Source organism: Nocardia sp. NPDC003979 (genome assembly GCF_053605015.1).
On the sequence record NZ_JBSGIJ010000020.1, the window covers coordinates 7,418 to 33,276 of the forward strand.

16 protein-coding genes are annotated in these 25,859 nt (G+C 64.4%); 8 read left to right on the forward strand and 8 right to left on the reverse strand.

The window, feature by feature from the left end; all coding sequences use genetic code 11:
• Both ACWEVR_RS28460 and ACWEVR_RS28465 read right to left on the reverse strand, forming a co-directional pair.
• Nucleotides 1-3,184 (reverse strand): NACHT and WD repeat domain-containing protein (locus ACWEVR_RS28460; RefSeq protein ID WP_452469431.1); only part of this gene is annotated, 3,184 nt, incomplete at its 3' end.
• Nucleotides 3,181-4,632, reverse strand: coding sequence for an esterase/lipase family protein (locus ACWEVR_RS28465; protein WP_452469432.1), 1,452 nt, complete (start codon nucleotides 4,630-4,632; stop codon nucleotides 3,181-3,183). The genes ACWEVR_RS28460 and ACWEVR_RS28465, both read right to left, overlap by 4 nt.
• A 1,333-nt stretch (nucleotides 4,633-5,965) precedes the next feature.
• Between ACWEVR_RS28465 and ACWEVR_RS28470 the strand changes: the two genes are divergently transcribed.
• On the forward strand, nucleotides 5,966-7,390 hold the full coding sequence (locus tag ACWEVR_RS28470; RefSeq protein WP_452469433.1) for a hypothetical protein: 1,425 nt from the start codon (nucleotides 5,966-5,968) through the stop codon (nucleotides 7,388-7,390).
• Nucleotides 7,391-7,970: 580 nt separating this feature from the next.
• Here the strand turns inward: ACWEVR_RS28470 and ACWEVR_RS28475 are convergent.
• Both ACWEVR_RS28475 and ACWEVR_RS28480 read right to left on the reverse strand, forming a co-directional pair.
• Nucleotides 7,971-9,509 (reverse strand): caspase, EACC1-associated type, encoded by a 1,539-nt coding sequence (locus tag ACWEVR_RS28475; protein ID WP_452469434.1) that lies wholly within the window; start codon nucleotides 9,507-9,509, stop codon nucleotides 7,971-7,973.
• Between the two features lie 25 nt (nucleotides 9,510-9,534).
• A complete protein-coding gene (locus ACWEVR_RS28480; RefSeq protein ID WP_452469435.1) occupies nucleotides 9,535-9,903 on the reverse strand; it encodes an effector-associated constant component EACC1 in 369 nt (122 codons plus the stop codon).
• 148 nt (nucleotides 9,904-10,051) lie between these two features.
• Between ACWEVR_RS28480 and ACWEVR_RS28485 the strand changes: the two genes are divergently transcribed.
• Nucleotides 10,052-11,833, forward strand: a complete 1,782-nt coding sequence (locus ACWEVR_RS28485; protein ID WP_452469436.1) for a recombinase family protein — start codon at nucleotides 10,052-10,054, stop codon at nucleotides 11,831-11,833.
• A gap of 24 nt (nucleotides 11,834-11,857) precedes the next feature.
• On the opposite strand, the gene ACWEVR_RS28490 is transcribed toward ACWEVR_RS28485, so the two are convergent.
• Nucleotides 11,858-12,256, reverse strand: coding sequence for a hypothetical protein (locus tag ACWEVR_RS28490; RefSeq protein WP_452469437.1), 399 nt, complete (start codon nucleotides 12,254-12,256; stop codon nucleotides 11,858-11,860).
• Between the two features lie 484 nt (nucleotides 12,257-12,740).
• Entirely contained in the window at nucleotides 12,741-13,118 is a 378-nt protein-coding gene (locus tag ACWEVR_RS28495) for a DoxX family protein (protein WP_452469438.1), read from the reverse strand.
• A 252-nt stretch (nucleotides 13,119-13,370) separates the two neighbouring features.
• Here ACWEVR_RS28495 and ACWEVR_RS28500 point away from each other — a divergent pair, with 252 nt between their 5' ends.
• The 3 genes from ACWEVR_RS28500 to ACWEVR_RS28510 all read left to right on the forward strand — a co-directional run bounded on the left by ACWEVR_RS28500 (nucleotide 13,371) and on the right by ACWEVR_RS28510 (nucleotide 15,750).
• Nucleotides 13,371-14,540, forward strand: coding sequence for a serine hydrolase domain-containing protein (locus ACWEVR_RS28500; RefSeq protein WP_452469439.1), 1,170 nt, complete (start codon nucleotides 13,371-13,373; stop codon nucleotides 14,538-14,540).
• 79 nt (nucleotides 14,541-14,619) lie between these two features.
• Nucleotides 14,620-14,874: a hypothetical protein gene (locus ACWEVR_RS28505; RefSeq protein WP_452469440.1), complete on the forward strand. Its 255-nt coding sequence runs from the start codon at nucleotides 14,620-14,622 to the stop codon at nucleotides 14,872-14,874.
• 252 nt (nucleotides 14,875-15,126) lie between these two features.
• Entirely contained in the window at nucleotides 15,127-15,750 is a 624-nt protein-coding gene (locus ACWEVR_RS28510) for a TetR/AcrR family transcriptional regulator (RefSeq protein WP_452469441.1), read from the forward strand.
• 70 nt (nucleotides 15,751-15,820) lie between these two features.
• Here ACWEVR_RS28510 and ACWEVR_RS28515 read toward each other — a convergent pair whose 3' ends face one another.
• Nucleotides 15,821-19,039: a bifunctional cytochrome P450/NADPH--P450 reductase gene (locus tag ACWEVR_RS28515; protein WP_452469442.1), complete on the reverse strand. Its 3,219-nt coding sequence runs from the start codon at nucleotides 19,037-19,039 to the stop codon at nucleotides 15,821-15,823.
• Nucleotides 19,040-19,270: 231 nt separating this feature from the next.
• Here ACWEVR_RS28515 and ACWEVR_RS28520 point away from each other — a divergent pair, with 231 nt between their 5' ends.
• Nucleotides 19,271-20,332, forward strand: a complete 1,062-nt coding sequence (locus ACWEVR_RS28520; RefSeq protein ID WP_452469443.1) for a zinc-binding dehydrogenase — start codon at nucleotides 19,271-19,273, stop codon at nucleotides 20,330-20,332.
• Nucleotides 20,333-20,536: 204 nt separating this feature from the next.
• Here ACWEVR_RS28520 and ACWEVR_RS28525 read toward each other — a convergent pair whose 3' ends face one another.
• Nucleotides 20,537-21,742 carry a cation:proton antiporter gene (locus tag ACWEVR_RS28525; RefSeq protein ID WP_452469444.1) on the reverse strand — a complete coding sequence of 402 codons (1,206 nt, stop codon included), beginning with the start codon at nucleotides 21,740-21,742 and terminating at the stop codon, nucleotides 20,537-20,539.
• Nucleotides 21,743-21,956: 214 nt separating this feature from the next.
• Here ACWEVR_RS28525 and ACWEVR_RS28530 point away from each other — a divergent pair, with 214 nt between their 5' ends.
• Together ACWEVR_RS28530 and ACWEVR_RS28535 are read left to right on the forward strand one after the other, a co-directional pair.
• A complete protein-coding gene (locus ACWEVR_RS28530) occupies nucleotides 21,957-23,831 on the forward strand; it encodes a TetR/AcrR family transcriptional regulator (RefSeq protein WP_452469445.1) in 1,875 nt (624 codons plus the stop codon).
• A 190-nt stretch (nucleotides 23,832-24,021) separates the two neighbouring features.
• Complete coding sequence (locus tag ACWEVR_RS28535) at nucleotides 24,022-25,848, forward strand: acyl-CoA dehydrogenase (protein WP_452469446.1); 1,827 nt, start codon at nucleotides 24,022-24,024, stop codon at nucleotides 25,846-25,848.
• The last annotated feature ends 11 nt before the right edge of the window (nucleotides 25,849-25,859 follow it).

Here is a 25,859-nt window from a genome sequence, read left to right on the forward strand (position 1 = left end):
GATCCCATAGCCGCACCGTGCGGTCGTCGCCGCTCGAGGCAATCAACGTGTGTCCGTTGCGCAGCACTACCGAAGTCAAGGCCCTTACTGCACCGGTGTGTCCGGTCATCGGTCGGCCGTGTGCCCGGTTGGTGGCCGGATCCCATAGCCGCACCGTGCGGTCGTCGCCGCTCGAGGCAATCAACGTGTGTCCGTTGCGCAGCACTACCGAAGTCAAGGCCCTTACTGCACCGATATGACCAGTCAGGGGTTCCCTGTTTCGCCAGGTGTTGGCTGGATCCCATAGCCGAATCGTACGATCGTCGCCACCAGAGGCGAGCAGCGCACGCCCGTCCGACAACACCACTGACGTAATCGCCCTCACCGCGCCCGTATGACCTCGAAGCGGCCAACTGCGTTCTTGGCTGTTAGATGGCAACCAAAGCCGCACCGTACGGTCTTCACCGCCCGAGGCGAGCAGAGTTTCTCCGTCGGGCAAAATCACCGAGGTCAACGCGCGAACAGAGCCGGTGTGACCGGTCAGCGGCCTGCCGTTGGCTCGGTTGGTGGTCGGATCCCATAGCCGCACGGTGTCGTCGTCGCCGCCGGAGGCAAGCAGAGTGTGTTCGTCGGGCAGGACTACCGAAGTCAACGCACGTACCGAGCCAGTGTGGCCGATCAGAGGTTGGCCATGTGCACGTCCAGTGGCGGGATCCCACAAACGCACGGTGTCGTCGTCGCCGGTGGAGGCGAGCAACGTGCGCCCGTCGGGTATCTCCACAAATGCCAACGCCCGCACCGGATCGGTATGGCCGGTCAGGATCCGGTGTGGTGACGAAGGGGCGTTCGTCGTCGCCTCGACCGTGATGGGTGGGGTCCATGCGGGCGGGGTTTGATGGCGGGTGTGATGGTTCTCGATCTGTATCGGCAGGTAGCGGTCGCGGGGATGGAGAGGCTGTAGGTGCGTGTTCAGGGTGGTTATAGCGGAAATGGTCTCAGGTAGAGGATATCGGCCGGAGGAACTTCGCCACGCGTTGGCGGCGACTGCGCCAGGATCCAGAGTGATCAACAAGGCAGTGTGCCGATTCAGGACGTCCCAACCTTGCTGTCCAGCGGCGGCGGCGTGTGCAGGAAGGTAGTGCGTGTAGTACGGATTAAGCGAGCGAGTACCAGCAAGAACCTCTTCTGTTTGGCGGATGGCGTTGGTGATGAGCGCGTTGGTGATCTCGTTGTGGTGGTCTCGGTCGAAGGCAGTGGGATCGATGTCGTTGGTGAAGTATTCGGTGAAAGTGCGGTGCGCCATGCGGAACACTGTCTGTCCGTGTTCGCGGTCGGCGAGGATGTAGGCAGCAGCCACATGAGTGAGCTGGTCGATGTCGTTGTTGTTGACGGCTGTAGCAGGGTCAGTGTTGAGGGCTTGGGCAGCAAAGAGCCAAATATCGTCGGCGGCTGGTAGTCCACGCCCACGGGCGAAGGCCAGTGCTTTCAACACAGCCATCAGCACGGGACGGTCTGTGGTCAGCCGGGTAACGGCGGTCGCGAAAAGCGAACGATGATTGCCGGCCAGCAGCCGAGTCCAAGCTGCCGCAGTGCGCTGGTGGGGGTCCGCGAGCAATTCATGCACCAACAGGCGGGCAAAAAGGAATTGAGGGGCACGTTTGTGCACTTGGGCGACAAGTGCGTCGAGGTCGATCCTGACGCCAGCGGGATCGATCAACGGTATACGCGAGGATTGGAGGCGAGCCCGAACGTAGTTCGCGACAGCGGTGGCATCAGCGCTGATCTGCACCGTTGTCGAACGCGCGCTTTGCAATGTGTCGAGGATATCGCTGTCGGATGAGGATTGGTCAGGAGCCTCTCGAGTGCTGCCACGGGTACCAACCACTATGCGGACTCGGGGAGTGTTGGCTAGAACCACGAGTATTCGGCTCGCCACCAACAGAGGCTCGACCGCCTCATCGAGCGCGTCGACGAGGATAGTCACTGGCCTTTTCAGTCGACCGATTTCTTCGATCAGGTGGTTCAATGCTTCGTCGAGACCGTGCGCTGACCGTATGAAGGCGGTACTGGTGCGGAGTCCAGTTAGGGCCGATAGGCGGGCCACGACCTCGTCCATCGTAGCGCCAGTTAGGTGCAGAACGGCGTCGAAGACGTTGTCTGGCGGCTGCTCTGTTGCCGGTAGCGGGTGGGTGAGGTTCGCGCGCTGCAGTGCCGTACGCAACGTGGCGTTGGCGTGAACGATGAGGTGGCCCAACAGAGCGGATTTACCGCTGCCCGCGGAGCCGGTGACGATGAGCATGCCGGTCTCGGCTTGGTTCAGCCAGTCGGTGATGCGTCGGGTTTCCTCGTGTCGGCCTTGAAAGTACCAAGATTGTTCGCCGAGCATCGTCTCGGTGAACGGCATCTCCCCGCCGTAAGCTTTCGGTAGGAAGTGACGCAGTTCGTCGTCGTCGAGTGCGTCGAGCGCGGTTAGGAGCTGGTGGCGCGTGTCTAGGTCGAGATTGACCAGCATTGCGTGTCGACGGTGGAGCACAACTTCGTCGATGAGCCATTTCTGTTCGACTTCGGCACCTTGTGTTTGAAAGTGCACAGCCATTCGATGAAGGGGGATGATGAAGTCGGTCGCGCAGACAGTTTCGAGAAAGAACCGCAGTTCCTGGCTGAAGCGCCCCAGCGTCGTTGCCCCTTCGCCAGACAGGCCGCCGATAAGCAGGTAACCGACGCCGAGGCCGGGTGCGCGACGCATCATCTCGGCTTTGAGCTCGCGCACAAACGCCGCCGATCGGCACGCATCGACGACAACAATGATCCACGGTTGCCCACCCGCAACTGCGTCGTCGTTCGCGATATTCGAGCCTCGCGTCGCGATCGTCTTCGCGATTTGCCGTGGCGTGAACCCTTCGGTGTCTACCACGACAGGACTGTCGGTATGAGCTAGTGCGGTATCGCGACCGTCCGACCAACCGTGCCCCACCCAGTACAGGACCGTCTGGGGCACACTCGATTCCGCCCACCGTTTCAGCCGGTTGTTGACAGCTTTGTGACCCCGCTGGTCCGACTCTGTGTCCCACTCGACGGTGTGGATGTCGAAGTCAGCAAGCGCCGCGGCGATCTTGGCGACTTCAGTACCAACGCTCAAGCGCTGAAAACGGGTGTCTGCGTAAGTGGCGATCGCGACCGGGAATAGTTCGAGTCGCTCACTCACGGGACATCTGGCTTGCTCACCGCCAACACCAGGATCGTCACCGCGGTGGTTGCGCCACCGGTGACTGCGATCCGGAACATACCCGGCCGCCACAGCGTGACTGGCACCTCCACCCGGCCCTCGCGCCGCCTCGCGAATGGTCCGTCGACACGCTGACCGTCCTCGGCGTCGTAGACCACGACACCGATCGCGTGCGGGTCCTCGACTCCGGTGACTTCGAGAAGGAATTCCTCTCCGACCTGGACGGCATCGGGTGCGGCGACACCCACGTCACTGTCACCAAGCCGAGCACCGGTGTCGCGGTGCAGTAGCCGGTCAACCACGAACGCGATCGATTCGTCGGTCTGAGCTAACGCGCCGTGCTGTTGGGGCAGCGGTGAAGTGTGGTTGTTCCACGCAGCCGAGTTACGTGGAACTGTGCCGTCTCCGAATCCCGGTAGTCTCTTCAACACCCCATCGGCGTTGCGAACCAGTTCGCCGTCGACGTCGATGGCGAAGGTGTAGTAGCGCGGCTCCACGCGCCCGTCGCATGGGTCGAGGCTGCAGATGGTCGGTTGTGCGACACCTATCAGCGCTCTATGCGCTGGCATGACTACCGATCGACGCGTCTCGGCATGCATCATCGCGCTGGCCGCCAGGTCGCGGTCACCGCCGAAACCTGCAACATCGGCAGGAGTCAGCCGACTGACGTCAGTGCCTTCGTCGACGCATCGGTAGGTGGGCAGCAGGTCGTAGATACCAGGCATGGTGGCCGCCACTGGCCGCAAACCGCGGGAGGGTACGGGTGCGCCGAATCCGGTGCCCAGGATCACGGCGGCTTTTGCGGCGCCCTCGAAAGGTGTGCCCAGCGTTATCACCTGCGCCACATCGTCATACGCACCGGAGATCTCACCCAGTGCTTGGCACAGCAGCCCTCCCATCGAATGCGCGACCAGATGCACTTGTGCCTGCGGGCGATCAGAATACGCACGCCACCACGCCAGGTGCTCGTCGATCGCGTGGGCGAGAAGGCTTGCGTTATGCGCTACCGGCAGTCGCCAGTCGTAGCCGAACTCGAGCACTGCGCCCGGATGCCGCACCACCGTTCGCAGTTTCCGGGACAACCGCGTGTAGGGCTCGACACTGCCCAGGCCGGGCATCAACGCCGGAAATCGCAGCAACCGTCCCGGACGCACCCGGGATGTACTATCGGGATCCACCGCTAGCGGTGCGAGGTTCGCCGTCGGTGCCGTCCACATCCGCGCGAGCAGACCCGGCCGCAATCCCCACAACTGTTTCCCGGTATTGGTGTCGAAGAGTTCGGTGCCCATAATGCCCGGCACAATCACCACCGCGTCCTCAGACATCGGTGCCGAGACCCGCAACCTCTCCGGGAAGCTCAACCGGTCCTGCGGACGCTGCACCACGTCATCAGGTTCCGTGTCAGGGAAGACCCACTCATCCGACATATCCATATCATTGCCGCTCGACGCCGATCATGTTGCCCGACCGGCAATCACGAGCAGACTCAGTACGAACCGCATCGTTTGGACCACGAAGCCAGGTGTCCTTCCCCGTGTGGTCGCCGCCACTCTCGCTCGCGTGGTTTGTCGGAGCAGGGGGCTGGAGCGACCACTGTGCGGGGGGCGATTTCGGCGCCGTGACGCATGCGGTTGCCCTTGGCGTGCTTCGATCGGGTTGCACCCGGCGGGTCGTTGCCGACCACCGACAAGTCGGCGACGGTGTGGTCACCCACTAGACACGCAACCTGTCGAATCGCGCTCAACACAACCCGCCGCGACACTACCCTCGCGACAGCGACCGCACTTACCTGGACTCACACCTGGATCACGGGACCAAGTAGTGCAGGACAAGCTCTACGAACAAGTCAGCGCAGCGAGGACCTCACGCTCGCATAGCTCGGCGCCCTGCTCGCCGGAACTCTGTTGCTAGGCACCGCGTGGGCGTCGGCGCGCTCGCGATACCTCCGAGAGGCCTATGGGTGGGTCGATGCCACCTGCCTCACCGCTCGTCGACTCTGTAGCCGCCCTCCCGCGCCGCCCTGGCCGATCTCAGCGCAGCCGTCATGAATCTCAATCGCTTGGACCCGCTTGAATCTCGCAGCATGCATTGATCGACATGCGCTCGGTGCCCTGCTCACCCTCGACCGCCTAGCCCGCCTGAGGTTGGAGGGAACCGAGGTCCTGCCTGTCTCGCGCCGGGTGGGCCAGCGGTAACAGCACACCCGCCATTGCGGTCGTCACCAGCGCCCTACACGAACGGAGCTCCTGACGTTGGTAGCCGATGAGACACACATTAATCACACAGAAATGACCAGAATCAACAGGAAACGATGGGAAGCAACCAGGAAGCGGTGCGCGCCAAAGGCCTTATCTACCAGTAGTTTTGGGTACTTTGGGGTAGCTTTGGGACGACGTGAACCGTCGTCAGGTGGTCACAGGCTCAAATCCTGTCAGCCCGACAGGCAAAACCCTCTCCGACCTGGGTCAGAGGGGTTTTCTTGTGTTCGAGACAGGCGGCCATGCCGACCGGTCAGAACTTCTCGCTACACTGCGCGAGCAATCGGAATAATCCTACCGAAGCGTATCGAAGCCGTAGTGCTAGACATCAGCCGCCCATAATAGTGCGAAATCTATGACCGCAGGCAACCTCAGATCTTCGGAGACAACGCCTGCCAGAGATCGCGAGGGACTGGCCGCGAACCCGTGCGAGATAGGACCTCTATAGTAATGAGGTCCGGCAGCAGGATCCCCCTGCCTGACGGTCAGTTATTCTGTGCCGGTGCCTATTCCGGTGTTCACCACTAGTCGTAAGGCCTCGTATCCACTCTCGCAGTACCTGTGGCGCCTGGTCGAGAACGCTCAGCTACAGAGTCGATTGGGCAGCATCGACTCGATCGCAGAGCTCGATCGGTTCGAGGCCGAAGCGAAGGACCTCATCGCCTCCATCCGCCCCGTGGCGCCTGTACTGACCGGAGCAGTCCGCCGTGCATCCGTGCAAGCGGGTGAGTGGAGACCCATCCCAGATCAGCCGGGGCACCGTGAACAGACTCGGCGGTACTGGGTTGCTGTGGAGGTTCACGGCGACATCCATCTTCTCAAGCGTTGGCCCGACGGCTCGACCGTCGACCTTCCGGCTGTCGACGCAGCAGTGCAGCTGACATCGGAACCAGAACACGCCGATGAGCTCAGCGAGCTAAATCGGCTCCGAGGCGAAGCCGAGGACACCTGGATCATCGGCATGCACTCGGAGAACCCACCGGTGTGGGCTCTCTACACCCACTTCGACCTCACTCGCGACGAAGAAGCCGAGATCGGTGACGGTCGCCGTGATCTCACCTCGGAAGTCTCACAGCGCATCGACCACATCAAACCCGTTGTCGCCGCAGTTACGGAGCAAGTTGCACATTTCTTCGAATCCGAGCTGCCCCAACGACTAGAGGAACTCATCCACAGCAAACGCAAGAGCTTGGCTGACCGCGACGCTGTCATTGCGAGCCTGAAATTTCCTCGAGAGTGGTCGATCCCGAGTCTACAACTGGATGTCGAAGATCAGCCAGACGTTGCGACCACCGTCGACGGGAGTGCAACGGCAGTCGAAAATCTCACTTTGCCAACGGGTCGCCCCCGCCTGGCCAGAGCATCGTTCGGTGACATCCAGCGGGTTATCCGCACATGGGCAGATGCCGTCGAACGACACCCACGCGCTTACCACCAATTGGTCGAAGACCGGATCAGCGACCTCCTCGCTGCCACACTCAACGCAACCCTCCCCGGTGCGCATCGAGAGGTATACACCCGCCGGGGAAAGTCCGACATCCTCATACAAGCGGACACACTTGCCGCGGGAACTGGTCCCGAGCACATCTTCATCTGCGAAACCAAGTGGGCTGATGGCAATATCGTTGTGGCAGAAGCTCATCCCCAGCTGTTCGGATACCTCACCGCACATGACACATCAGCTGTGCTGCTGCTTCTCATGAAACAGAAAGACTTTGCGAGTGCAGTGAAGAGCCGCCTTAAGGTACTGGAGGAGATCGACGGGTTCCGCGGCGGAGAGTCCGGGCCGGCAGGATGGCCAATTCTGCACTATTCCACCGAAGGGCGCGTTGTCAGGCTCTGCGTTGCGACCATTGCGGTGCCACAGGACTATCCCAGCGACCAGCGCGCACCGGCCCACGACGCAACCGATGCTGAGGTGCTGTAGCGCGACTCAACAGCGGGAATGGCGCGGAGATGGCATTCGGGCGGATCGTTGCGTCCGTCGCCCACGCGCCCGACCGGACATGGATAGCCGATCGTGTGTTGTTTTGCCCATCCGGCCTGGCTGCTACCTATTCGAGGCCGACGGTCGGAAGTGGGGATGGTTCCGCAGACCCCTTCGAGCTTTGGAGTGCGGAACTGGGCGGTCTCCACATCGCCTGGAATCGGACGGATGTGCAGTTCGGCGCTGGCACGAGCGCAGGATCTCCCGCTTCGGGTGAAGACGTAGCACCTGAGGCTGAACCATCGCAACGCAACCAGCTTGAGGTCACGGGTGCGGGCGTAGAAGCAGTTCGGTCGACACGATCCGTCGCACTTTAGCGCGTTCGACGGGGTACTATCGGGCGAATCTGAACCACGCACTTTGTGGTGTATGTTGAGCGCTTTCAGGGTTGACGAGTGGTGGCTGTGTTCGTGTAGGTCCTCTCGCTCGGCCTCATCCGATCCATGTGCTGTGGGGCGTTGACCCGGCCCGTCGAGCCACAGGGCCGCCTGTTATAGCTCGCGCTCTCAGGGCTGACTCCCTACTCAGAGAGCGTGGGGAAGGATGCCGGGTGGAGCGGACCGCCGATGATGAGCTTCGCAATCTGTCCATGGGATACGGGCGGGCTGTAGAGAAAGCCTTGCCCACGGTCGCATCCGAGTTCGATCAAAGCGGTTGCCGCGGCTTCTGTTTCGATTCCCGCCGCGGTTACTTCTAGGCCGAAGCTGTGCGCCATGGCAATGATGGCACTGACAATCGCGACGTCGTCGCCATTTCCGGTCAGTCCCTGCACAAAGCTGCGGTCTATTTCCAGCGAGTCCACCGGCAGTCGCTGGATCATCGACAGGGAGCTGTTGTAGGTCCCGAAACTGTCGATCGCGACTCGCACGCCCAGTTGTTTGAGCGCTCGGACCGTAGTCACGGTTGCCTCGAAGTCCGTGTGTTCACGTTCGACGATCTCGAGACAGATCGACGCGGCCGGCAACCTCGTCTGATGCAGTGTCGCACCGAGATCCTCGACAAAGCCCGGTTGATCGAGCAGTGGCGGAGAGACATTGATACGCAACAACAGGTCCCCTCCTCCCCCGGTGTGCCAGACGGCGAAGTCGGTACACGCCCGCCGAATGACCCACCAGCCCAGACGGTTCGCCAAGCCGGCCCGCTCTGCTATCGGGATGAACTCCATCGCCGACAGCAGGCCCTGGATGGGGTGGTTCCATCGGACGAGTGCTTCGACTCCGATGATCTCACCGGTCCTCAGGTTGATATCGGGCTGGTAATACAGGGTGAGCTGATCTGTCGCGATAGCATCGATCAGCTGTTCCTCCAGCCGTGGTCCTGTCGGTTCGGCACGGTTACGTACCAGCGCGAGATGGTCCAGCAGTGGGTTGAGGTCGGCTTGTGGTTGTCGAAGGCCCGCAGCGACGAGCTCTCGGCACAGCTGGCGGTGCAGCACAGGCAAAGTGAGCAGCGGTCCCGCCGCTGGGATGCCCTCCCGAAGCAACCGTATGAGTCGGTGGGTGTAGGCGGGATAGGTTTCGGCGTCGAGTTTCTTCGAGACACCGTTGGGCGGTGCCGAAGTCAGTACCGCTGTTCCCTCGGCGACGATTTCGTTCAGAATTGCCGCGTCGTCCGGGGACTGGTTGACGCCCAATGCCCGGCCGGAATAGCAGCAATCGAGGATCACGACGCGGGCCGCAGCAGGACTGTCGATGTACAGATCGCGGACTGCGTCGAACGGGATACCTCCCATGCCGGGGCGATGCGGATGGGTATCGGCGACAGCTAGGTGCAGTTCGCCGCGGCGGGCACCGAGCACACCATGGCCGGCGAAGTAGATCAGCAACAGATCATGGGCGTTCTCGGCGGCGTGAGCGATAGCGTCCCCAATCTGGCCGGGGGAAGCATCCGCGGGAAGCAGAGCGCAATGCTCACGTTCAAGACAACCATGCTCTGGATCGGTCAGAACCTCGGCCAACGCCCGGGCCCCGGCATGGACCCCCGTCAAGCACGGAAGACGCTCGTAGCGCTCGATTCCGATCAGCACACCCCACGATGTCGCCCGGTTCGGCAACCGCATCGCCAGGCTCCTTCAGTTCACAGGATCATCCGTCGGTGTCGAGCAATGCTTCGAGCAGAACCTCGACATTGTCGACACGTTTGGCATCGACAACGACCGACCTGCCGTCCGGGTGACGGATCTCGATCCTGGCATCGGATCGCCGAGGCTGCGCAAACCAAGTCCTCAACGACATCGCCAGCACCGACAATGCCCCACCGGCGCCCAACGCCACAGTGGCGACGTCGAGCACAGTCCCCATGTCACCAGCTTCGGGCACCTTTACCAGCGTCTGAACCCTGCCGCGGAGTTCCGGCTCCTGATGCAACCAAGCGATCAGCGATTCCGTACTCGCCATAACACTTTCGTCTGAAACAGCAACAACCACACGGATATCCATGCCCGCGCCCATCATCGCCCCAGCCTACGCGCCAACAGCGCCGGACCACCCGGTATTGACGGCGATTGCAGAACAACCTGAACGCCCAGCGCCAGCACGACCTGCCTTGACAGAGAGCGCCGCCCAGTTTGGCGCCGAATGATCCCGACAGTGAGGAGGTCTCATGACTACCGATGTCAACGAGTGGGCCGTCCTCGACGACCTCCTCGGCCTGGAAACCACCGACCTGGGTAGCACCGTCGAGGAAGAACTCGCCTTCTACGGGCGCTGCTCCACCGAGGACAACCAAGACCCCGAATCCTCCTATCAATGGCAACGCGGCAACGCCGAGAAGTTTGTGAACGCTCGAATCGTCAAGAGCTACTTCGATGTCGGCCAATCACGTTCGGTGCCCTGGCACCGGCGCCGTCACGCCGCGGAACTCCTCGAAGACCTCCGGAATCCGGACCGCGGATGGACCGGCATCGTCGTCGGAGAAGGAACCCGCTGCTGGTTCGGCAACCAGTTCAGCCTCATCGCACCCCGCATCCACGCCTACGGCGTCTCGATCTGGGTCCCTGAACTCGGCGGACGCTACGACCCCCACAACGTCACCCACTCGATCATGATGAACATGCTCGGCGGACTCAGCGAGTCCGAACGCAGGCACGTTCAACAACGCACCCGCGCCAGCATGGACGCCCAAGTCCTCAACGAAGGACGCCACCAAGGCGGCAGACCACCCTACGGATACACCGTCATCGACGGGCCGCCCCACCCGAACCCGAACCGGGCCGCCGACAACCTGAAGCTGCGGATCCTTTCCATCGACGCCGCCGCAGCACCGGTAGTGCAACGAATCTTCCGCGCCTACCTCGACGGCCGCGGCGACAAGGCCATCGCCACAGAACTCAACCGCGACAACATCCCCTGCCCCTCCGCACACCGACCCGAGCAAAACCGGCATCGCTCCGGCGACGGCTGGCAAACCTCCACCATCGCCGCGATCCTGCAGAACCCCCGATACACCGGATACGCGTTCTTCGGACGATGGACCAAGACCGAATCACTCCTCGATCCCGACGACGTCGCCGCCGGCCACATCGTGAAGTTCAAACGTTCACCGGCACAACGCATCGTCCGATCGCGACACCCCGCACACCCGGCGATCATCTCCGTCGAAACGTTCACGCAGGCGACCTTGAAACGGAAGCAACGCGCGGGCATGAGCCGCCGCGCCCGCAGCAAACTCGAACGCACCCGCTCGAACACATCCACACCACCACGCCCGTTCCGTGGGCGCATCCGCTGCGACCTGTGCAACCGGAAAATGCAAGCCGAAATCGTGGGGGGATCCGTCTACTACCGTTGCCGGGCATCCGCCCTCGCACCCGGAAACCCGCAACTAGCCCATCACCCGCGCACCATCAACCTCCGCGAAGACCTCATCACCGGACCCGTCGATACCTGGCTGGGCACCGTCTTTGCCCCCGCGAACATCGACCGCACGGTCGCCGCTCTCCTCGCCGCTGACGACGATGACGACAGCACCACGCGGCTCGAGGCACTGCGCAGGAGGATCAAGCAGGCAGAAGCCAAAATCGACCGCCACCTCGCGGCGATCGAAGCCGGCGTCGACCCACAAGTCGTCGTCGCAGCGCTCAACGCGGCCCAGGCAGACAAGGCCGCTGCCGAAGTCGAAGCCAACAATCTCCCCAAAACCGTCAAGCTGACCGAAACCGAGATACGCAAGCTCATCGAATCACTCGGCGACATCCGTCTCGCCCTGACCAACGGTTCACCCGGACACAAGCAGGAGCTGTACGAGGCTTTGATGCTCCAGGTGCGCTATTCGCATCCTGAGCATCGGCTGTTCATCTCCACAAACCTGACGACAGTCGACACCACAACTCGCAAGAGCGCGCACTCAATCACCACGGAGGTCGCACTCTGCGCTCGTCGCTGAAGCGAGACTCTTTGCGCCGGAACGTTAAACAGCGACCGGAAGCCAGCGCACTGCCAGCCGACCCATAGTTGGCGAGCCCGGAAAGCTACTCCGCCGCACTGCTGGCCCCTGAATAATCAGCCCATTCGCGGGCGTTGCTTGGGGATAGCTCTTGTATCCGCCTCCGGACACGTTCTTTACGCACACGGATGGTATCGCTTCGGCGATCACCATCCGTGTGTTGTCGTTGTAGGTCAGTTTCACGCCGAGCTGCCGATACACCTGATGCTTGTCGGCGGGATCTGACCGGCGCAAAGCATTGAGTAGTCCGCCCATGGAGCTGACTAGGCTTCTGATCTCATTCATGCTCATCGGTGAGTGTCCAGCTGCCTGCTGATTCAGCGCGGCGAGACGACTCTCGGTGACGTGTTTCTCGCTGAGCACCTGACTGGTCCATGAGGCCACTAGTTGTGGATCGGTCCCCGCTTCGAGCGCCTCCCGATAGGTTGCCAGCCCGGCGATATCGACAAGGACCAGCTGATGCCCCGACTACACATCGATGACCGTTTCCACATCCTGGACGAACACGCGCGCACGATCGTCGTCGCCGACGTGTCCGTCCACGACGCGCACGCGAGGCTCGACGAAATCCTCACCGAACAAAGAACACTGATCCGAGCATGCCTATGCATGAGTTCGACGAGATCTTCGGCGCCGACGGTGCCCGCGCCTGTCTGCGTGACCTGCCCGACGCCGAACTGCACCTGCTCGACGCGGGCCACTTCGCCTTGGAGACACACGGTCTCGAGATCGCCGCGCTGATCCGCGACTTCCTCGGCCGGGTCCTGGCCCGACCGGACGCGATGCCGTCTCGTGTTCGCACACCAGGCGGCATCGCAGTGACCGTGGCCGGTTACGAGCTGCGCACTCAGAACGCTTGCGGGCCGATCCGTTCCACCGCGACGAACACCGCCAAGGCCAGCAGCACCACGGTCACCACGACGTTCTGCCATTCGCCCCGGCGACCGTGTGTGACGATCGCGCCCACCATGACGACGGCGAGCCCGATGGCGGCCGCGGGCACCAGCCAGGCGGCGATGTCGAAGACGCCGGGCAGGATCAGGCCGAGCGCACCGGCGACTTCGGCCGCGCCGATGAACTTGATCAGCCCCTCGGGGAAGGGCTCGGCCCACCCCATCTTGGGATCGGCGACGAGCTGTCGCTTGGACTTGGCGAGCTTCATCGAGCCTGCCATGAGAAAGAGCGCGGCCAGCAGGGCGGAAACGATCCAGACGACGATATTCACACCGCGACTCCGGTTCGCAAGGGCAGGCGGGCGCCGACCCGGGCCTCGAACCTGACCGAGTATCAGATTCGTTCCCTCATCGTACTGCGCACCCTGTGAGCACGGTCACAATCTCGGCGATCCGAGATCAGGGCATCCGGCTGTGGGCGCAGTGGGTGTGTCCGGGGCCTCGCGGACCGCCCGAGCCCTGGCTGCGCGTAGATTCGACAGTGCTGCTGATCGTGCGTGTTCCTCGACGAAGGGATCGCTGTCATGAGTAGATCGCCCCGGCATCGTGGCTACCGGAGAGCGGGGGCGCTGCTCGCTGTCGTGCTCGCCCTCGCGACGGGCGGCTGCACTGCGGAGGAGAAATCCGGCGGTTCTCCGTCCTCGCCGATCGAGAGTGCCGAAGCGGCGAAAATCACCGACATCGTTCGCGCCGAGATGACGAAACTCGACCTCACTTCGGCGGTCTACGGCGTGTGGCGGGGTACGGAGCAGATCGCGCTCGGCGCGCTGGGCGGATCACCGCTCGGTGTGCCCGCGACACCGGAGATGCGATTGCGGGTCGGCCAGCCCATGGAACCCATGCTGTCCACAGTGCTGTGGCGACTCGACGGGGAAGGCGTGCTGAAGATCGACGAACCCATCGCGCGCTGGCTGCCGGACTTCCCACGCGCCGACAAGATCACCCCGCGAATGCTGGCCGACAGCACCTCCGGCATCGCCGACTACGTGACCGAACCGGAATTCCTGAAGATCTTCGGCGAGAACCCGATTCGCGAATGGACCGCACCGCAACTGTTCGAGCGCGCCAACGCCCGCCCACCCCTGTTCGAGCCGGGCACCGACTTCGGCTACGCGCACAGCGATCTGGTCGTCCTCGGCGAGGTTCTGCAGAAGGCGGCAGGCAAGCCGCTGGGTGAGCTGATCGCCGAGCACATCACCGACCCGCTGGGGATGCGTGACAGCGAGGTAGTGCTCAACCCGCAGATGGACGAACCGATCCTGCACGGCTACACCAACGAACGGAAGTTCTTCGAGGACTCCACCTTCTGGAACCCCACCGCCTTCCTGCACAGCGGCAACATGAACTCCACGGTCGCCGATGTCGGCCGGTGGGTCCGCGCCCTCGGCACCGGCGAACGCCTGACCCCTGAGCAGTTCCGGCAGATGATGGGCCCGTCGACCGCGGGCCTCGGCCCCTTCACCACCGAGAAGTACTTCGCCTTCGGTGTGGTCCACCTGGCCGGCTGGCTGTTCATGAACCCGTCCTACGGCGGCTACGACGGCGTCGCGTTCTACGACACGAAAACCGAGACGACCGTCGTCGTCTACGGCACCCTCGGCCCCACTTCGAACGCCGATCAGAACAATGCCGTCGGCATCGGCACGGCGATCAGCACGCTGTTGGTCCCGGACCGCCCGCCCGCGGTTCCCTGAGCACGGCCGTGACGCCGCGGCGCTGCGGCGCCGCTGGGCCGCCTCCGCGTTCACCGTGATGCCGACCGGTGATAGGTCGGTGTCTATTCGTTGGATCGACGGCCCTTCCAACCATGGCATGTACGAGTACTGCATGCACGTCGCAGGCTCACGCGGCAGGTTCGACTCCGCCAGATACACACGGATCCTCACCCATCACGGGTGGCAGTCGGGAGTGCTGCACGAGGACGTTCCACCGGGATCGAGCCCGCCCGACAACGAGATCGGCTGGCGCACGGCGCTGACGAACCTCGTCGCCCTCGCCGAACACGGCTCTCTCACCGGGCAACAATGAGTTCACCGCAACACACTGACCGTGCTCGACAGATCACCGTCTTGTACACCATCAGGCTCATGGGCAGTTTTATGGTCGCCGGATAGCGTTCGGTGCCCCAGGGTTTCGCCACACATCGGGCAGCGGCACAAGCAATAGGACCACGTGACACGGTGCGATCGGAGCGGCGCTCGTCGAGCCGAGTCCGGGGCGACTCGAGCTACGACTTTGTCGGTCGACCAGGTTGACGGACGCAGTCGTATAGTGCCTGGCATGGCTCATGTCACCGCGGCCGAGCGCCGCCCTCAGCTCATCAAGGCGGCGATCGACCTCATGACGAGGAAGGGCGTCGCGGCGGGGAGTACGCGGGCCATCGCCACCGAGCTCGGGGTGGCGCAGGCGACGCTGCATTACACCTTCGGGTCGAAAGAGGATCTGTACGCGGCGGTGTTGACTCAGATCACCGAGGACCTCGTGGCGCAGCTCGAGCGAGCAGCCCCGGCGGGCGGCGGATTCGAGGAGACCCTGGCCGCGTTGGCCGGCGAGTTGTGGCGCAGTACGTCGGAACCGGCGACCAACTACCAACTGCTCACCGAGCTCATCATGTTCGCCCTGCGCACGCCAGGTCTGAGCGAGGCCAGAGACAGCCACTACCGTCGAATGCTCGGCGTGACCACGAAACTGGTGGCCGAGACGGCGGAACGGACCGGTTTCGAGCTGAGCCAGCCCGCGGACGTCGTCGCGCGATTCTTTCTCGCCGGATTCGACGGGCTGACGATGCACCGCCTGTGCCTTCCGGACGAGGCCGCCGAGCATGTCGGCCTGCAAGCGATGGTCGCCGCGACGGTGGCACTGGCCAGTGGAGAGCTGCCGTTCACCGACGTACGACTCGGCTGAAGCGCGCCCTTCGCACAACACACAGCTTGCCGAGAGTAACTCCCTCGACAAGCTGTGTTCGGCCGCGTTGTCAGCCGGCCCAGACATCCTCGACATAGTGACCGGACTCGACCAAGCCGGCCAGCCATCTCTCGGCGTCCTCGTCCGAACCACCGGCCCACTGACGATGAATCGACGCGATGGCCTGCCGTACCGCGGGCGCCATGCGCCGTCCGTCACCGCAGACGTAGACGCGCCCACCGGCCGCGAGGATCGACCACACCTCCGCGCCCTCGCGGGCGATGCGGTCCTGGACGAAGCGAGCACCGTCCTCAGGCGCGTGCATGAACGTTGGGCGCATGCTCACGACACCGGCAGCCTCGGCGGCCTCGAACTCCTCGCGGTGCAGGTAGTCCACGTCGGGGTGGTCGCAGCCGAAGTAGCACAACAGAGTCCCGGTCGAACCGGCATGATGTCGGTCCAGGACAGCACCACGGAAGGGCGCCAGCCCGGTGCCCGCGCTGACGAGGATCACCGGCACCGACGGATCGTCCGGTAGGCGGAAGGATTCGCTGCACGGCAACACCCTGGCCTGGACGGTGTCACCGGGCCGTAGGCTCTGCACGTAATGGGAGGCGATGCCGGTGAAGTTGCCGTCCCCACCGCGGTGGGGCGCCGCCAGCAACGAGACCATCAGGTCGACCTCGTCGGGCCAGGCCGCCGAGGACGAGGAAATCGAATAGTGTCTGGGCCGCAGTACGGGAAGCAGCTCGAGGAAGCCCTCGAAGGACAGCTCACATGCCCGGTACCGCTCGAGCAGATCCAGAACACTGAGTCCGGCCCGGGTCACCTGTTCCTCGAAGGTCTCCGGATCCGCGGCGGCGAGGTCGGCCAGCGGCCGCCGCTCGGGTGGGCAACCAGTGTGTTCGGCGAGCACGGCGACCTGTTCCGGCGTGGCCGGATCCTGCAACTCGACGAAGTCGGCGAGCAGACGCCGCAGGGTGAGCGGGCGATCGATGGGCAAGGCATTGCGGCTGCGGCGGCGCGCGCGCAGCTGGACGGTGCGCTCGAGGTCCAACCCGAAGCGCGCGGCGACGCGTTCGACGAGGGCATTCGGGTTGCTCGGTAGCACGGCGAGATGGTCGGCTGTACGGTACGTAACGCCCTCGGGTAGGCGGATCCGCAGGAACCGCTTCGAACGGCCGAGTTCGTGGTCCATATCGACCAGTTCGTAGCTGTCGAGGACCTCCATCGGCTGGACCCCGTGCCGTGCGGTCAAGCCCGCGATGACCGACTCGGAGGCGTCCTGCAGTTCGTAGAGGCCCTGCTCCGCGTCTGCCACGTCGGGAATCTCGGCCGTTCCCTCGATCGGCACGCCGTAGCGGTCGAGCAGCGCGGTCCACAACGCGTCGCTCCACTGGTCGACCGCGCCTGCGAAGTTGCCGGAGGCGTCGGCAACGCCTCGCTCGAGTAGCGACGTGGCGCCCGCAGCCGCCATTCGTTCGTCGATCGTGGTGGGTACACGCTGGTAGGTGGCGGCCCAATTGCGGTCGCCGACACCGAGAATCGCGTAGGTCACGCCGTCGAGCGCGCCGGGCTCCAGCCCGTCCAACCACGTCAGGAATTCGGCGGCGTCGTCGGTCGGTCGGCCGTTGTAGGAGGCGGCCACGATGACTACCGGGCCTTCGATGTCGGCGAGTTTTCCGACATGGGAGTTCAGGGAGTCGACGGTCGGGGTGAAGCCGTTTCCTGCTCCGTCGACGGCGAAGTCGCTCGCGAGGCCGCTGCAGGTGCCGAGATTGGATCCGTGCAGGAAGGTGAGTGCGGTACCCGGCGCGCGTCGGCTTGTGCGTGCCGCGTTCCCGCCGTGCGCGATGGCGGTGGTGGCCGGTGCGGGTCGGCGCCGTTCCTCGCTGGTGCGGCGGGCGAGCTCGAGGGTGAAGTCGTCGGGCTTGATGGTGAGCGAGGACTTGATCTTCAACTGGTAGTCACGATGGTCGATCAACCGGTACCGGTGCACCAGCAGACCGAGTAGCAGCGTCGCTTCGTGGAGCGCGAATTGCCTTCCGATGCAGGCACGTTCGCCGTTGCCGAACGGTTTGAACAGGTGCACGGAGCGAGCGGCCTCGCGCTCGGGCGAGAACCGCTCCGGGTCGAACAGCTCGACATTCTCGCCCCAGGCGGGATCTCGGTGCAGGGCTGGGGTGATCACCATCAGCGTCTCACCCTTGCGGACGGCGAAGCGGCCGCCGATGACGGTGTCCTCGATCGGCTCGAGTGCGAAGGCCGGTGCGGTCGGCCACAGGCGCAGACTCTCGTTGAGGACCTGGCGGATGTAGGAGAGTTTGCCGATATCGGCGTAATCGGGGTCCGGCATGTCGGTATCGCCCCACAAGGCGTCGACTTCGGCTTGGGCCCGCGCGAGCACCGCGGGATGCTTGGTCAAGTAGTGGAGTGCGAAGGACAAAGCGCCACTGGTGGTCTCGTGTCCGGCGATGAGGAACGTGATCACCTGATGACGGATGTTGATGTCGTCCAATGGCTGACCGGTCACCGAGTCAGCGGTGTGCAGCATCATGCCGAGTAGATCGGCGGTCGTGCTGTCGCCGGACGCGCGCCGCTGTCGGATGACCTCGTCGACCAGATCGGTCATGAGGTCGGCGTCCGCGCGGAAACGCAGGGCCTGCTTGCGTTTGAGAAATTCGGTGCCGGGGATGGATTCCCCTTTCTCCTGGGTGAACCCGAGGGCGCGGGCCATCGCCTCCACGAAGGGGTGCAGGTCGTCTCGGCGGAAGGACTCGAAGTCGTAGCCGAAGCCGCACAACCCGATGGTGTCGAAGGTCAGCCGGGTCATGTCGTCGGGGACGTCGACCGCGCGGACTCCAGCGAGCCGGTCCCACTTGCCGATGAGCGATCGGGCCACGTCGAGCATGGTGGCGTGATAGCCGCGCATCGCCCCGAGTGAGAACGCCGGCATCAGGATGTCGTGCGCTTTACGCCAATTCGGCTCGTGATCGAACGCGGTGAACAGCCCGTCGCCGGCGATCTGGCGCACTTCGACCAAGTCGTTGTGCACGTTCTTGCGGAACCGGGTCTCGTCGGACAACTCCTCCACGAGATCGAGACCACCGACAACGACCATCTCGGTGTCGAAGAAGCGCACGCGGTAGATCGGCCCGAGGTCCTTGACCTCCTTCATCATCCGGTAGACCCCGTCCATTCCGCCGGGAAAGGTGAGGGCGTGTCCGACCAGGGGCAGTGCGGGGCGCTGAGGGATCGCCTCGAGCCTGCCTACGGACGTATCGATCATGACCATGCCTTTCGTCGCTCACCAGCAATGCGCTTGCGAGACCGAGCCTACAAGCGACATTGTCAGTCGACCATGTCGAGCGACAGTGTCGATCGACACGGTCCGGACCGGAACCGAAACCGGGGCGAGAACGTTGGCCGCATCACTGCTTGACAGGCAACATTGTCAGTCGACACAGTTGGGTGACTTGTTCGATTGAACAAGCTCTGACGAGAGAATTCGAGGTCCCCCATGAGCACGATGCTCGCCGGCCGACTCCGCCTGGACACCCGTGCCTTCTCAGTCGAGGAGGTCCCCGTTCCGACCCCCGGACCTGGTGAAGTCCTCATCGAAGTGCGGGCTGCGGGCGTCTGTCTGTCCGATGTCCACCTGATCGACGGCAGCCTGAGCCCGTTCTACCCGGAGCCCACCGTCACCGCCGCCGGTGCCGTCATTCTCGGACACGAGGTCTCCGGCGTCATCCACACCCTCGGCCCGGACCTGCGTGGCGACTGGTCGCCCGGGCAGCGCGTGGTGCTCCAAGCCGGGGAAGCCTGCGGTGACTGCACCAACTGCGTGCGGCGGATGATGTGCCAACGTCCACGCACCCGCGGGCTGGACTACGACGGCGGCTGGGCCCAGTACGCGATCGCCCGCGAAGGCACACTGCTCCCCATCCCGGATGATCTGCCCTTCGACCAGGCCGCGATCATCCCGGATGCGGTCTCCACGCCGTACGCCGCCATAGTGAGCACCGGCGCCGTGCGACCAGCCCAGTCGGTCGGGATCTGGGGTGCGGGCGGACTCGGCGCGCACGCCGTGCGGCTGGCCAGGATGGTGGGCGCGGCACCCATCCTCGCGATCGACCCGCTGCCGTCAGCTCGCGACCGCGCCTTGCTCTTCGGGGCCGACGTCGCGCTCGACCCGCTCGCACCGGACTTCGCCGAGGCAGTGCGCGAGGCGACGGCGGGGCGCGGACTCGATGTCGCGTTCGACTTCGCCGGCGTGGGCGCGGCCCGGGCGCAGGCCGCGTCCGTGCTCGGGCCGTTCGGTTCGCTCGTCCTGGCGGGTCTCACCCCGGAGCCGGTCACGATCGACGACAGCATCAACTTCTGCTTCAACGTCAACCAGGTCCGTGGCCACTACGGTTCCGAACCCGAGCACGTGGAACAGCTGGTCGGCCTCGCATCGGCCGGCAGGATCGATCTCGCACCGTCCATCACCGCGCATGTACCCCTTGCCGAGGCGGCCGAGGCAGTCGCTCGACTGGAACGCAAGGTCGGCGATCCGATCCGATTGGTGCTCACTCCCTGAGCCCGCCGACAAGAAGGTGCCGAGCAGGTCGACAAGGATGTCGGCCTGCTCGGCCGCGGTGGCACCGGAGGTAGCGCGTCGTCACCCGTCGCAGGATTTCGTGGGCCGCCGCCGCGAGCCCACCGTCGACGTCGACGCGGACACGCAGCGGGTGCGATGCCCGCCGCACCACGGACGCATCCGGCGTGGCGATCACCTGTGGCTCTAGGGACCGGGCACGTCTCGCACCCGCCGAGAACGTCTGCCGAAATTGGCCGCGACCAGTGGGGCACCGACGCCGTGCACAACGATGCTTCCGCACACGACCACCAACGTCGCTCCGACGACGAGGTTTGCGTCGGGGGTTCCGGCCAGACTGTTGATGGCGAGCAATCCGAAGACGATCGACGCCACACCGCGCGGGCCCAAACAACACAGCATGACCCGTTCCGCTGGGGTGAACCGCGAGCCGACCAGGGTGACCGCTACCGGAACGATGCGGAACGCCGTCAGTGCCAGCAACCCATAGACGATCACGGTCCACTCGAGCCTGGGGACCGCGACCGCGATGGCACCGACGACAAACCACAGTCCGAGACCGAGGAACTGCGCCAATCCCTCGGTGAGATCCAGTGGCTCACCAGGAATGTCGCGATGCGTGGCGCGATACATGATGCCGGCGAGGAAAGCCGCCACGAAACCGTTGCCGTCGATCAGGACACCCACCGCGAAGGACAGCACGGGAATCGCCAGGATTCCGCATCGCACAGTGCGCGGATCTGTCCACCCACGGGCAGCGGCCGCCGAAAGCGCGACACCGGCGATCGCTCCGAGTGGAACGCCGATCAGAACGGACTTGACGACCGCGGTGACGGCGTGGCCCAACGCTCCCACCGCGTCCTCGGAGTCGATGCTGCGCCGATACGCTTCCAAGGCGAACAACATGACAGGCGCCACGAGCCCGTCGTTGAGTCCACTCTCGACGTTGAGGGTGTCGCGCACTCTCTTGGTGATCCGATTGTCACGCAGGATCGACTGAGCAGGAACCAGGTCCGTCGGCATGACGATGCAGGCCAGCACCAACAGCAGTGGCCACGAGTCCAGTTGCAGCACATACTTTCCCACAGCGGTGGCGATGGCCAAGCTGATCACGAAGGCGACAAGCAGCCGGGTAACGCCGGTGTTCTTCGCTATTCGGTCCCTGATCTCGGTCGCATCGCTGAACAAGAACAGGGCCAGCAGAAACTCCACCAGACGGAGTGCGACTTCGGTGTCGATGGCGGGAAAGATCCACTGATCGTCGGTCAACCCGACGGCGGCACCGGCGACGATCATCGCGACCGGCTCGGTGATGCTCCAGCGGCCGAAAGCTCGCGACGTGCACGCCCAGACCAGCACGATCGCCATCACTACCGCGATCGCGAGAAACATGCTCGCTCCTCCCGAGTGTCGAAACGCCGCTATTCGCCGTCGACCCGTGGCCAGGGCAATCTATCAGCTACTCCGTTGTGCGCGGAGGAACGCGTTCGCGGGCGGCACATCGGCCTCTGTTGCCTGTGGGCGCTCGCGATCCGGGACGGTCTGCCATACTCTGAACACTGCCGTATTCAAAGTGGCGAACGACAAACCGGAAGGACCGGACAACGTGGCGAGAGTCGTGTCGGCGGCGGGGCGATACGGTGGCCGCTCGGCGGCGGAAAGGCGCGCCGAGCGCCGCGCGCGTTTCCGGGAAGCCGGGCTGGAGACCTTCGGTGCGGGCGCCGGCTACCGCAACACGCGCCTGGTCGACCTGTGCCAGGCCGCCGGACTGTCGACGCGCCAGTTCTACCAGGAGTACGACACGCTCGAAGATCTGCTGAGCGAGTTGCATCTCCACATCGACGGCATCGTCGAAAAGCACGTCCTCGACGAGGTCGCGCGGGTAGACGACCTGCCGCTCGCCGGACGGGCCGCCGCGATGGTTCGCGCCTATCTGTCGTACATCACCCGCGATCCGCGGTGTGCCCGGATCACCTTTGTCGAGGTCGCCGGAGTCAGCGAACGCATCGACGCCCAACGCCGACAGCGCCGCTCACGCTGGATCGACATGCTGTGCGCTCTGCTCGAGGGTTTCGCCGCCAGAGGCGAACTCCCGTCCCGCGAGTTCCGGCTCACCGCGGCTACCTTCCTCGGTGCTGTCGACGGCCTGATGCGGGACTGGTGCGCGGGCTGGATCGAGGCGTCCATCGACCAGCTCACCGACGAACTCCTCGGCATGCTGCTCGGCAGGCTCGGCGCAGCCGACGCCCCCACGACACCGGTCGCCACCGATGCCGTGCCACCGGTGCGGCGCCGCCCGCCCAACCGCCGCGCGACCATCCTGCAGGCCGCCACCGACGCTTTCGCCGAGCACGGATATCACCGGACGTCGATGGCCGACATCGCCGCCGTCCTCGATATCACCTCCGGCGCGTTGTATCGACACTTCCGGACCAAGCAAGAATTGCTCGGCTGCTGCCTGCGGGAAGGCCTCGACCTCGTCTTGGACCGCGTCGACTCCGCGTGCGACGAGGACGCAGCCTCCGACGCGGCACTGCGCGCCCTGGTCCGCGTCTCGCTGGAGCGGCGCGGCCTCGCGCGGCTGTGGCAGCTCGAGTTCCGTAACCTCACCCCTGCCGATCGGATTGCCGTCCTGGCGCGATCGGTGCGGCTGACACACCGGATCGGAGCGGCTGTCCAGGCGCGGTATTCCGGTGTCGGTGCCGCCGACCGCGACGCCCTCGGCTGGCTCGTCCTGTCGGTGGTGACCAGCCCATCCAACCACCGCACCCGACTCCCCCACGACACGTTCGCCACCGTCCTGGACGCCGCGGTCGACGCGGTCATCGGCACCGGCGTGATCCACGGTGCCGCCGCAGCAGTCGGTCCGCCCGAATCCCGCGGGGCCGACACCGATCAGAACAGCGAACTGCGCACCGAACAGTTGATCGCCGCCGCCGCCCAGCTGTTCAGCGAACGTGGATTCGCGGCGGTCAGCATCGAAGAGATCGGCACCTCCGTCGGTGTCCGAGGCCCCGCCGTCTATCACCATTTCGAGAGCAAGTCCGATCTGCTCGATGAGATCATCGACCGCAACAACCAGTGGATACAGCGCTACACCGAACGCGCTCTCGCCGAGGGGGGAGATCCACGGGAATCGCTGCGCCTCGTGTTGCGCTACTACGTCCATTTCGCCATGGACAGGCCGGATCTCGTCGGCACCGCGGTCGGCGAGGCCCGGTTCCTGCCCGACGACGCGGCTGCCCGATATCGACGGATCCACCGCGAAGGCATCATCGGATGGGCAAGGCTGCTGCAATCGGTGCGTCCCGAGTTGTCCATGCCGACCGCGCGGGTGCTGATCCACACCGTCACCACGATGGTCAACGAAGCGGTCCGCAATCCGCGGCTCACCAGACGGCCCACCCTGGTCAGCGAGCTGTGTTCACTCGGTGAGCGGATCGCGCTTGCCGAACTGCCTGAATCCCGAGTTAGCAACTGATCACTTAAGACCTTAACGATCAGAAATACCCAGTTCAACTGGCAATATACGCACAGAAGTCGACTTATTGCCGAGTTACTTAGACTTGCGTCACTCGTCGCGGTGCGCCATGATGGCCACCGCGGCGCGATCTCGCGCGGTTCAGCACCCGCCCCGTTCGAAGCGGGGTTCAGTCGAGAGGTGACGGTCGGTGGGCCACTACAAGAGCAATGTTCGCGACCTGGAGTTCAACCTGTTCGAGGTCTTCGGCCTCGACAAGGTCCTGGCCGCAGGCGCCTTCGGCGATCTCGACGGCGAGACCGTGCGCACGATGCTGGCCGAGGCGGCCCGGCTGGCCGAAGGCCCGGTCGCCGAACCGTTCGCCGAAACCGACCGCACCCCACCGGTCTTCGACCCTGCCACGCACTCGGTTCGACTGCCCGAGCCGTTCAAGAAGGCGGTCCGCGCCTGGCTCGACGCCGAGTGGCCACGACTGGCCAAGAGCGAACACGTCGGCGGGGTGCCCGCACCGTCGATGGTGGGCTGGGCGATCAACGAGCTGGTACTCGGCGCACAGCCTGCCGCCTACATGTACGCCTCCGGCACACTGATGGCCGACGTGCTCGGCGAAGTCGGCACCGAACAGCAGAAGCAGTGGGCCTCGCAGATCGTCGAGCACGGGTGGGGCGCCACCATGGTGCTCACCGAACCCGACGCCGGGTCCGATGTCGGCGCCGGCCGCACCAAAGCCGTAGCCCGACCCGACGGCACCTGGCACATCGAGGGTGTGAAGCGGTTCATCACCTCCGCCGACTCCGACGACCTGTTCGACAACATCGTCCACCTGGTGCTCGCGCGCCCCGAGGGCGCCGGTCCCGGCACCAAGGGACTGAGCCTGTTCATCGTGCCCAAGTTCCACTTCGACCACGACACCTTCGAACTCGGTGACCGCAACGGCGTATTCGTCACCAACGTCGAACACAAGATGGGACTCAAGGCCTCGGCTACCTGCGAACTCACCTTCGGTGGGCACGGGGTCCCGGCCGTCGGATACCTCGTGGGCGATGTCCACAACGGCATCGCGCAGATGTTCAAGGTCATCGAGGAAGCGCGGATGATGGTCGGCACCAAGGCCATCGCCACCCTGTCCACCGGCTACCTCAACGCCCTCGAATACGCCAAGTCCCGCGTTCAGGGACCGGATCTGACCCAGGCGTCGGACAAGTCCGCAGCCAAAGTCACCATCATCCACCACCCCGACGTCCGCAGGTCGCTGCTGATGCAGAAGGCCTACGCCGAGGGCCTGCGTTCGATCTATCTCTACACCGCCGGTCACCAGGATCCCGTTGTCGCCCAGCATGTCTCCGGCGCCGATGCCGAACTCGCCGCTCGCGTCAACGATCTGCTGCTTCCGATCGTCAAGGGCGTCGGCTCCGAGCGCGCCTATCAGTACCTGACCGAATCTCTGCAAACCTTCGGCGGTTCGGGATTCCTGCAGGACTACCCGATCGAGCAGTACATTCGCGATGCCAAGATCGACTCCCTCTACGAAGGCACCACCGCCATCCAGGCCCAGGACTTCTTCTTCCGCAAGATCGCCCGCGACCGCGGCGTCGCCTTACGGCACCTGCTCGACCAGGTCCGGACCACCGCCCGCTCCGACGAAGACGGCGGCAGCCTGAAGCCCGAGAAGGTTCTCCTCGGCTGTGCCATCGAGGACGTCGAAGAGATGGCAGCGACACTGACCACGCATCTGCTCGCCGCGACCGAACAACCCACCAGGCTCTACCAGATCGGCCTCAACGCCGTCCGATTCCTCCTCGCCGTCGGCGACCTCCTCGTCGCCTGGCGACTGATCTCCGCCGCGGAAATCGCACTCGCCGCCGTCGGCTCCGGAAACGACAGCGAGTTCTACGCGGGCAAGGTCGCCGTGGCCCGCTTCTTCGCCGCCACGGTCCTTCCCCATGTGACCGCCGAGCGTGCCGTGATCAGCGCGTCCGATCCGAATGCGATGGAACTCGCCGAAACCGCCTTCTGACCCCAGTGCGA

What these genes read in the sequence shown, in the direction of transcription:
- ACWEVR_RS28465 (WP_452469432.1), bottom strand. Translation starts at nt 4,632, where the DNA reads ATGTCGGATGAGTGGGTCTTCCCTGACACGGAACCTGATGACGTGGTG.
- ACWEVR_RS28475 (WP_452469434.1), bottom strand. Translation starts at nt 9,509, where the DNA reads ATGCGGTTGCCGAACCGGGCGACATCGTGGGGTGTGCTGATCGGAATC.
- ACWEVR_RS28480 (WP_452469435.1), bottom strand. Translation starts at nt 9,903, where the DNA reads ATGATGGGCGCGGGCATGGATATCCGTGTGGTTGTTGCTGTTTCAGAC.
- ACWEVR_RS28485 (WP_452469436.1), top strand. Translation starts at nt 10,052, where the DNA reads ATGACTACCGATGTCAACGAGTGGGCCGTCCTCGACGACCTCCTCGGC.
- ACWEVR_RS28500 (WP_452469439.1), top strand. Translation starts at nt 13,371, where the DNA reads ATGAGTAGATCGCCCCGGCATCGTGGCTACCGGAGAGCGGGGGCGCTG.
- ACWEVR_RS28510 (WP_452469441.1), top strand. Translation starts at nt 15,127, where the DNA reads ATGGCTCATGTCACCGCGGCCGAGCGCCGCCCTCAGCTCATCAAGGCG.
- ACWEVR_RS28515 (WP_452469442.1), bottom strand. Translation starts at nt 19,039, where the DNA reads ATGATCGATACGTCCGTAGGCAGGCTCGAGGCGATCCCTCAGCGCCCC.
- ACWEVR_RS28520 (WP_452469443.1), top strand. Translation starts at nt 19,271, where the DNA reads ATGAGCACGATGCTCGCCGGCCGACTCCGCCTGGACACCCGTGCCTTC.
- ACWEVR_RS28525 (WP_452469444.1), bottom strand. Translation starts at nt 21,742, where the DNA reads ATGTTTCTCGCGATCGCGGTAGTGATGGCGATCGTGCTGGTCTGGGCG.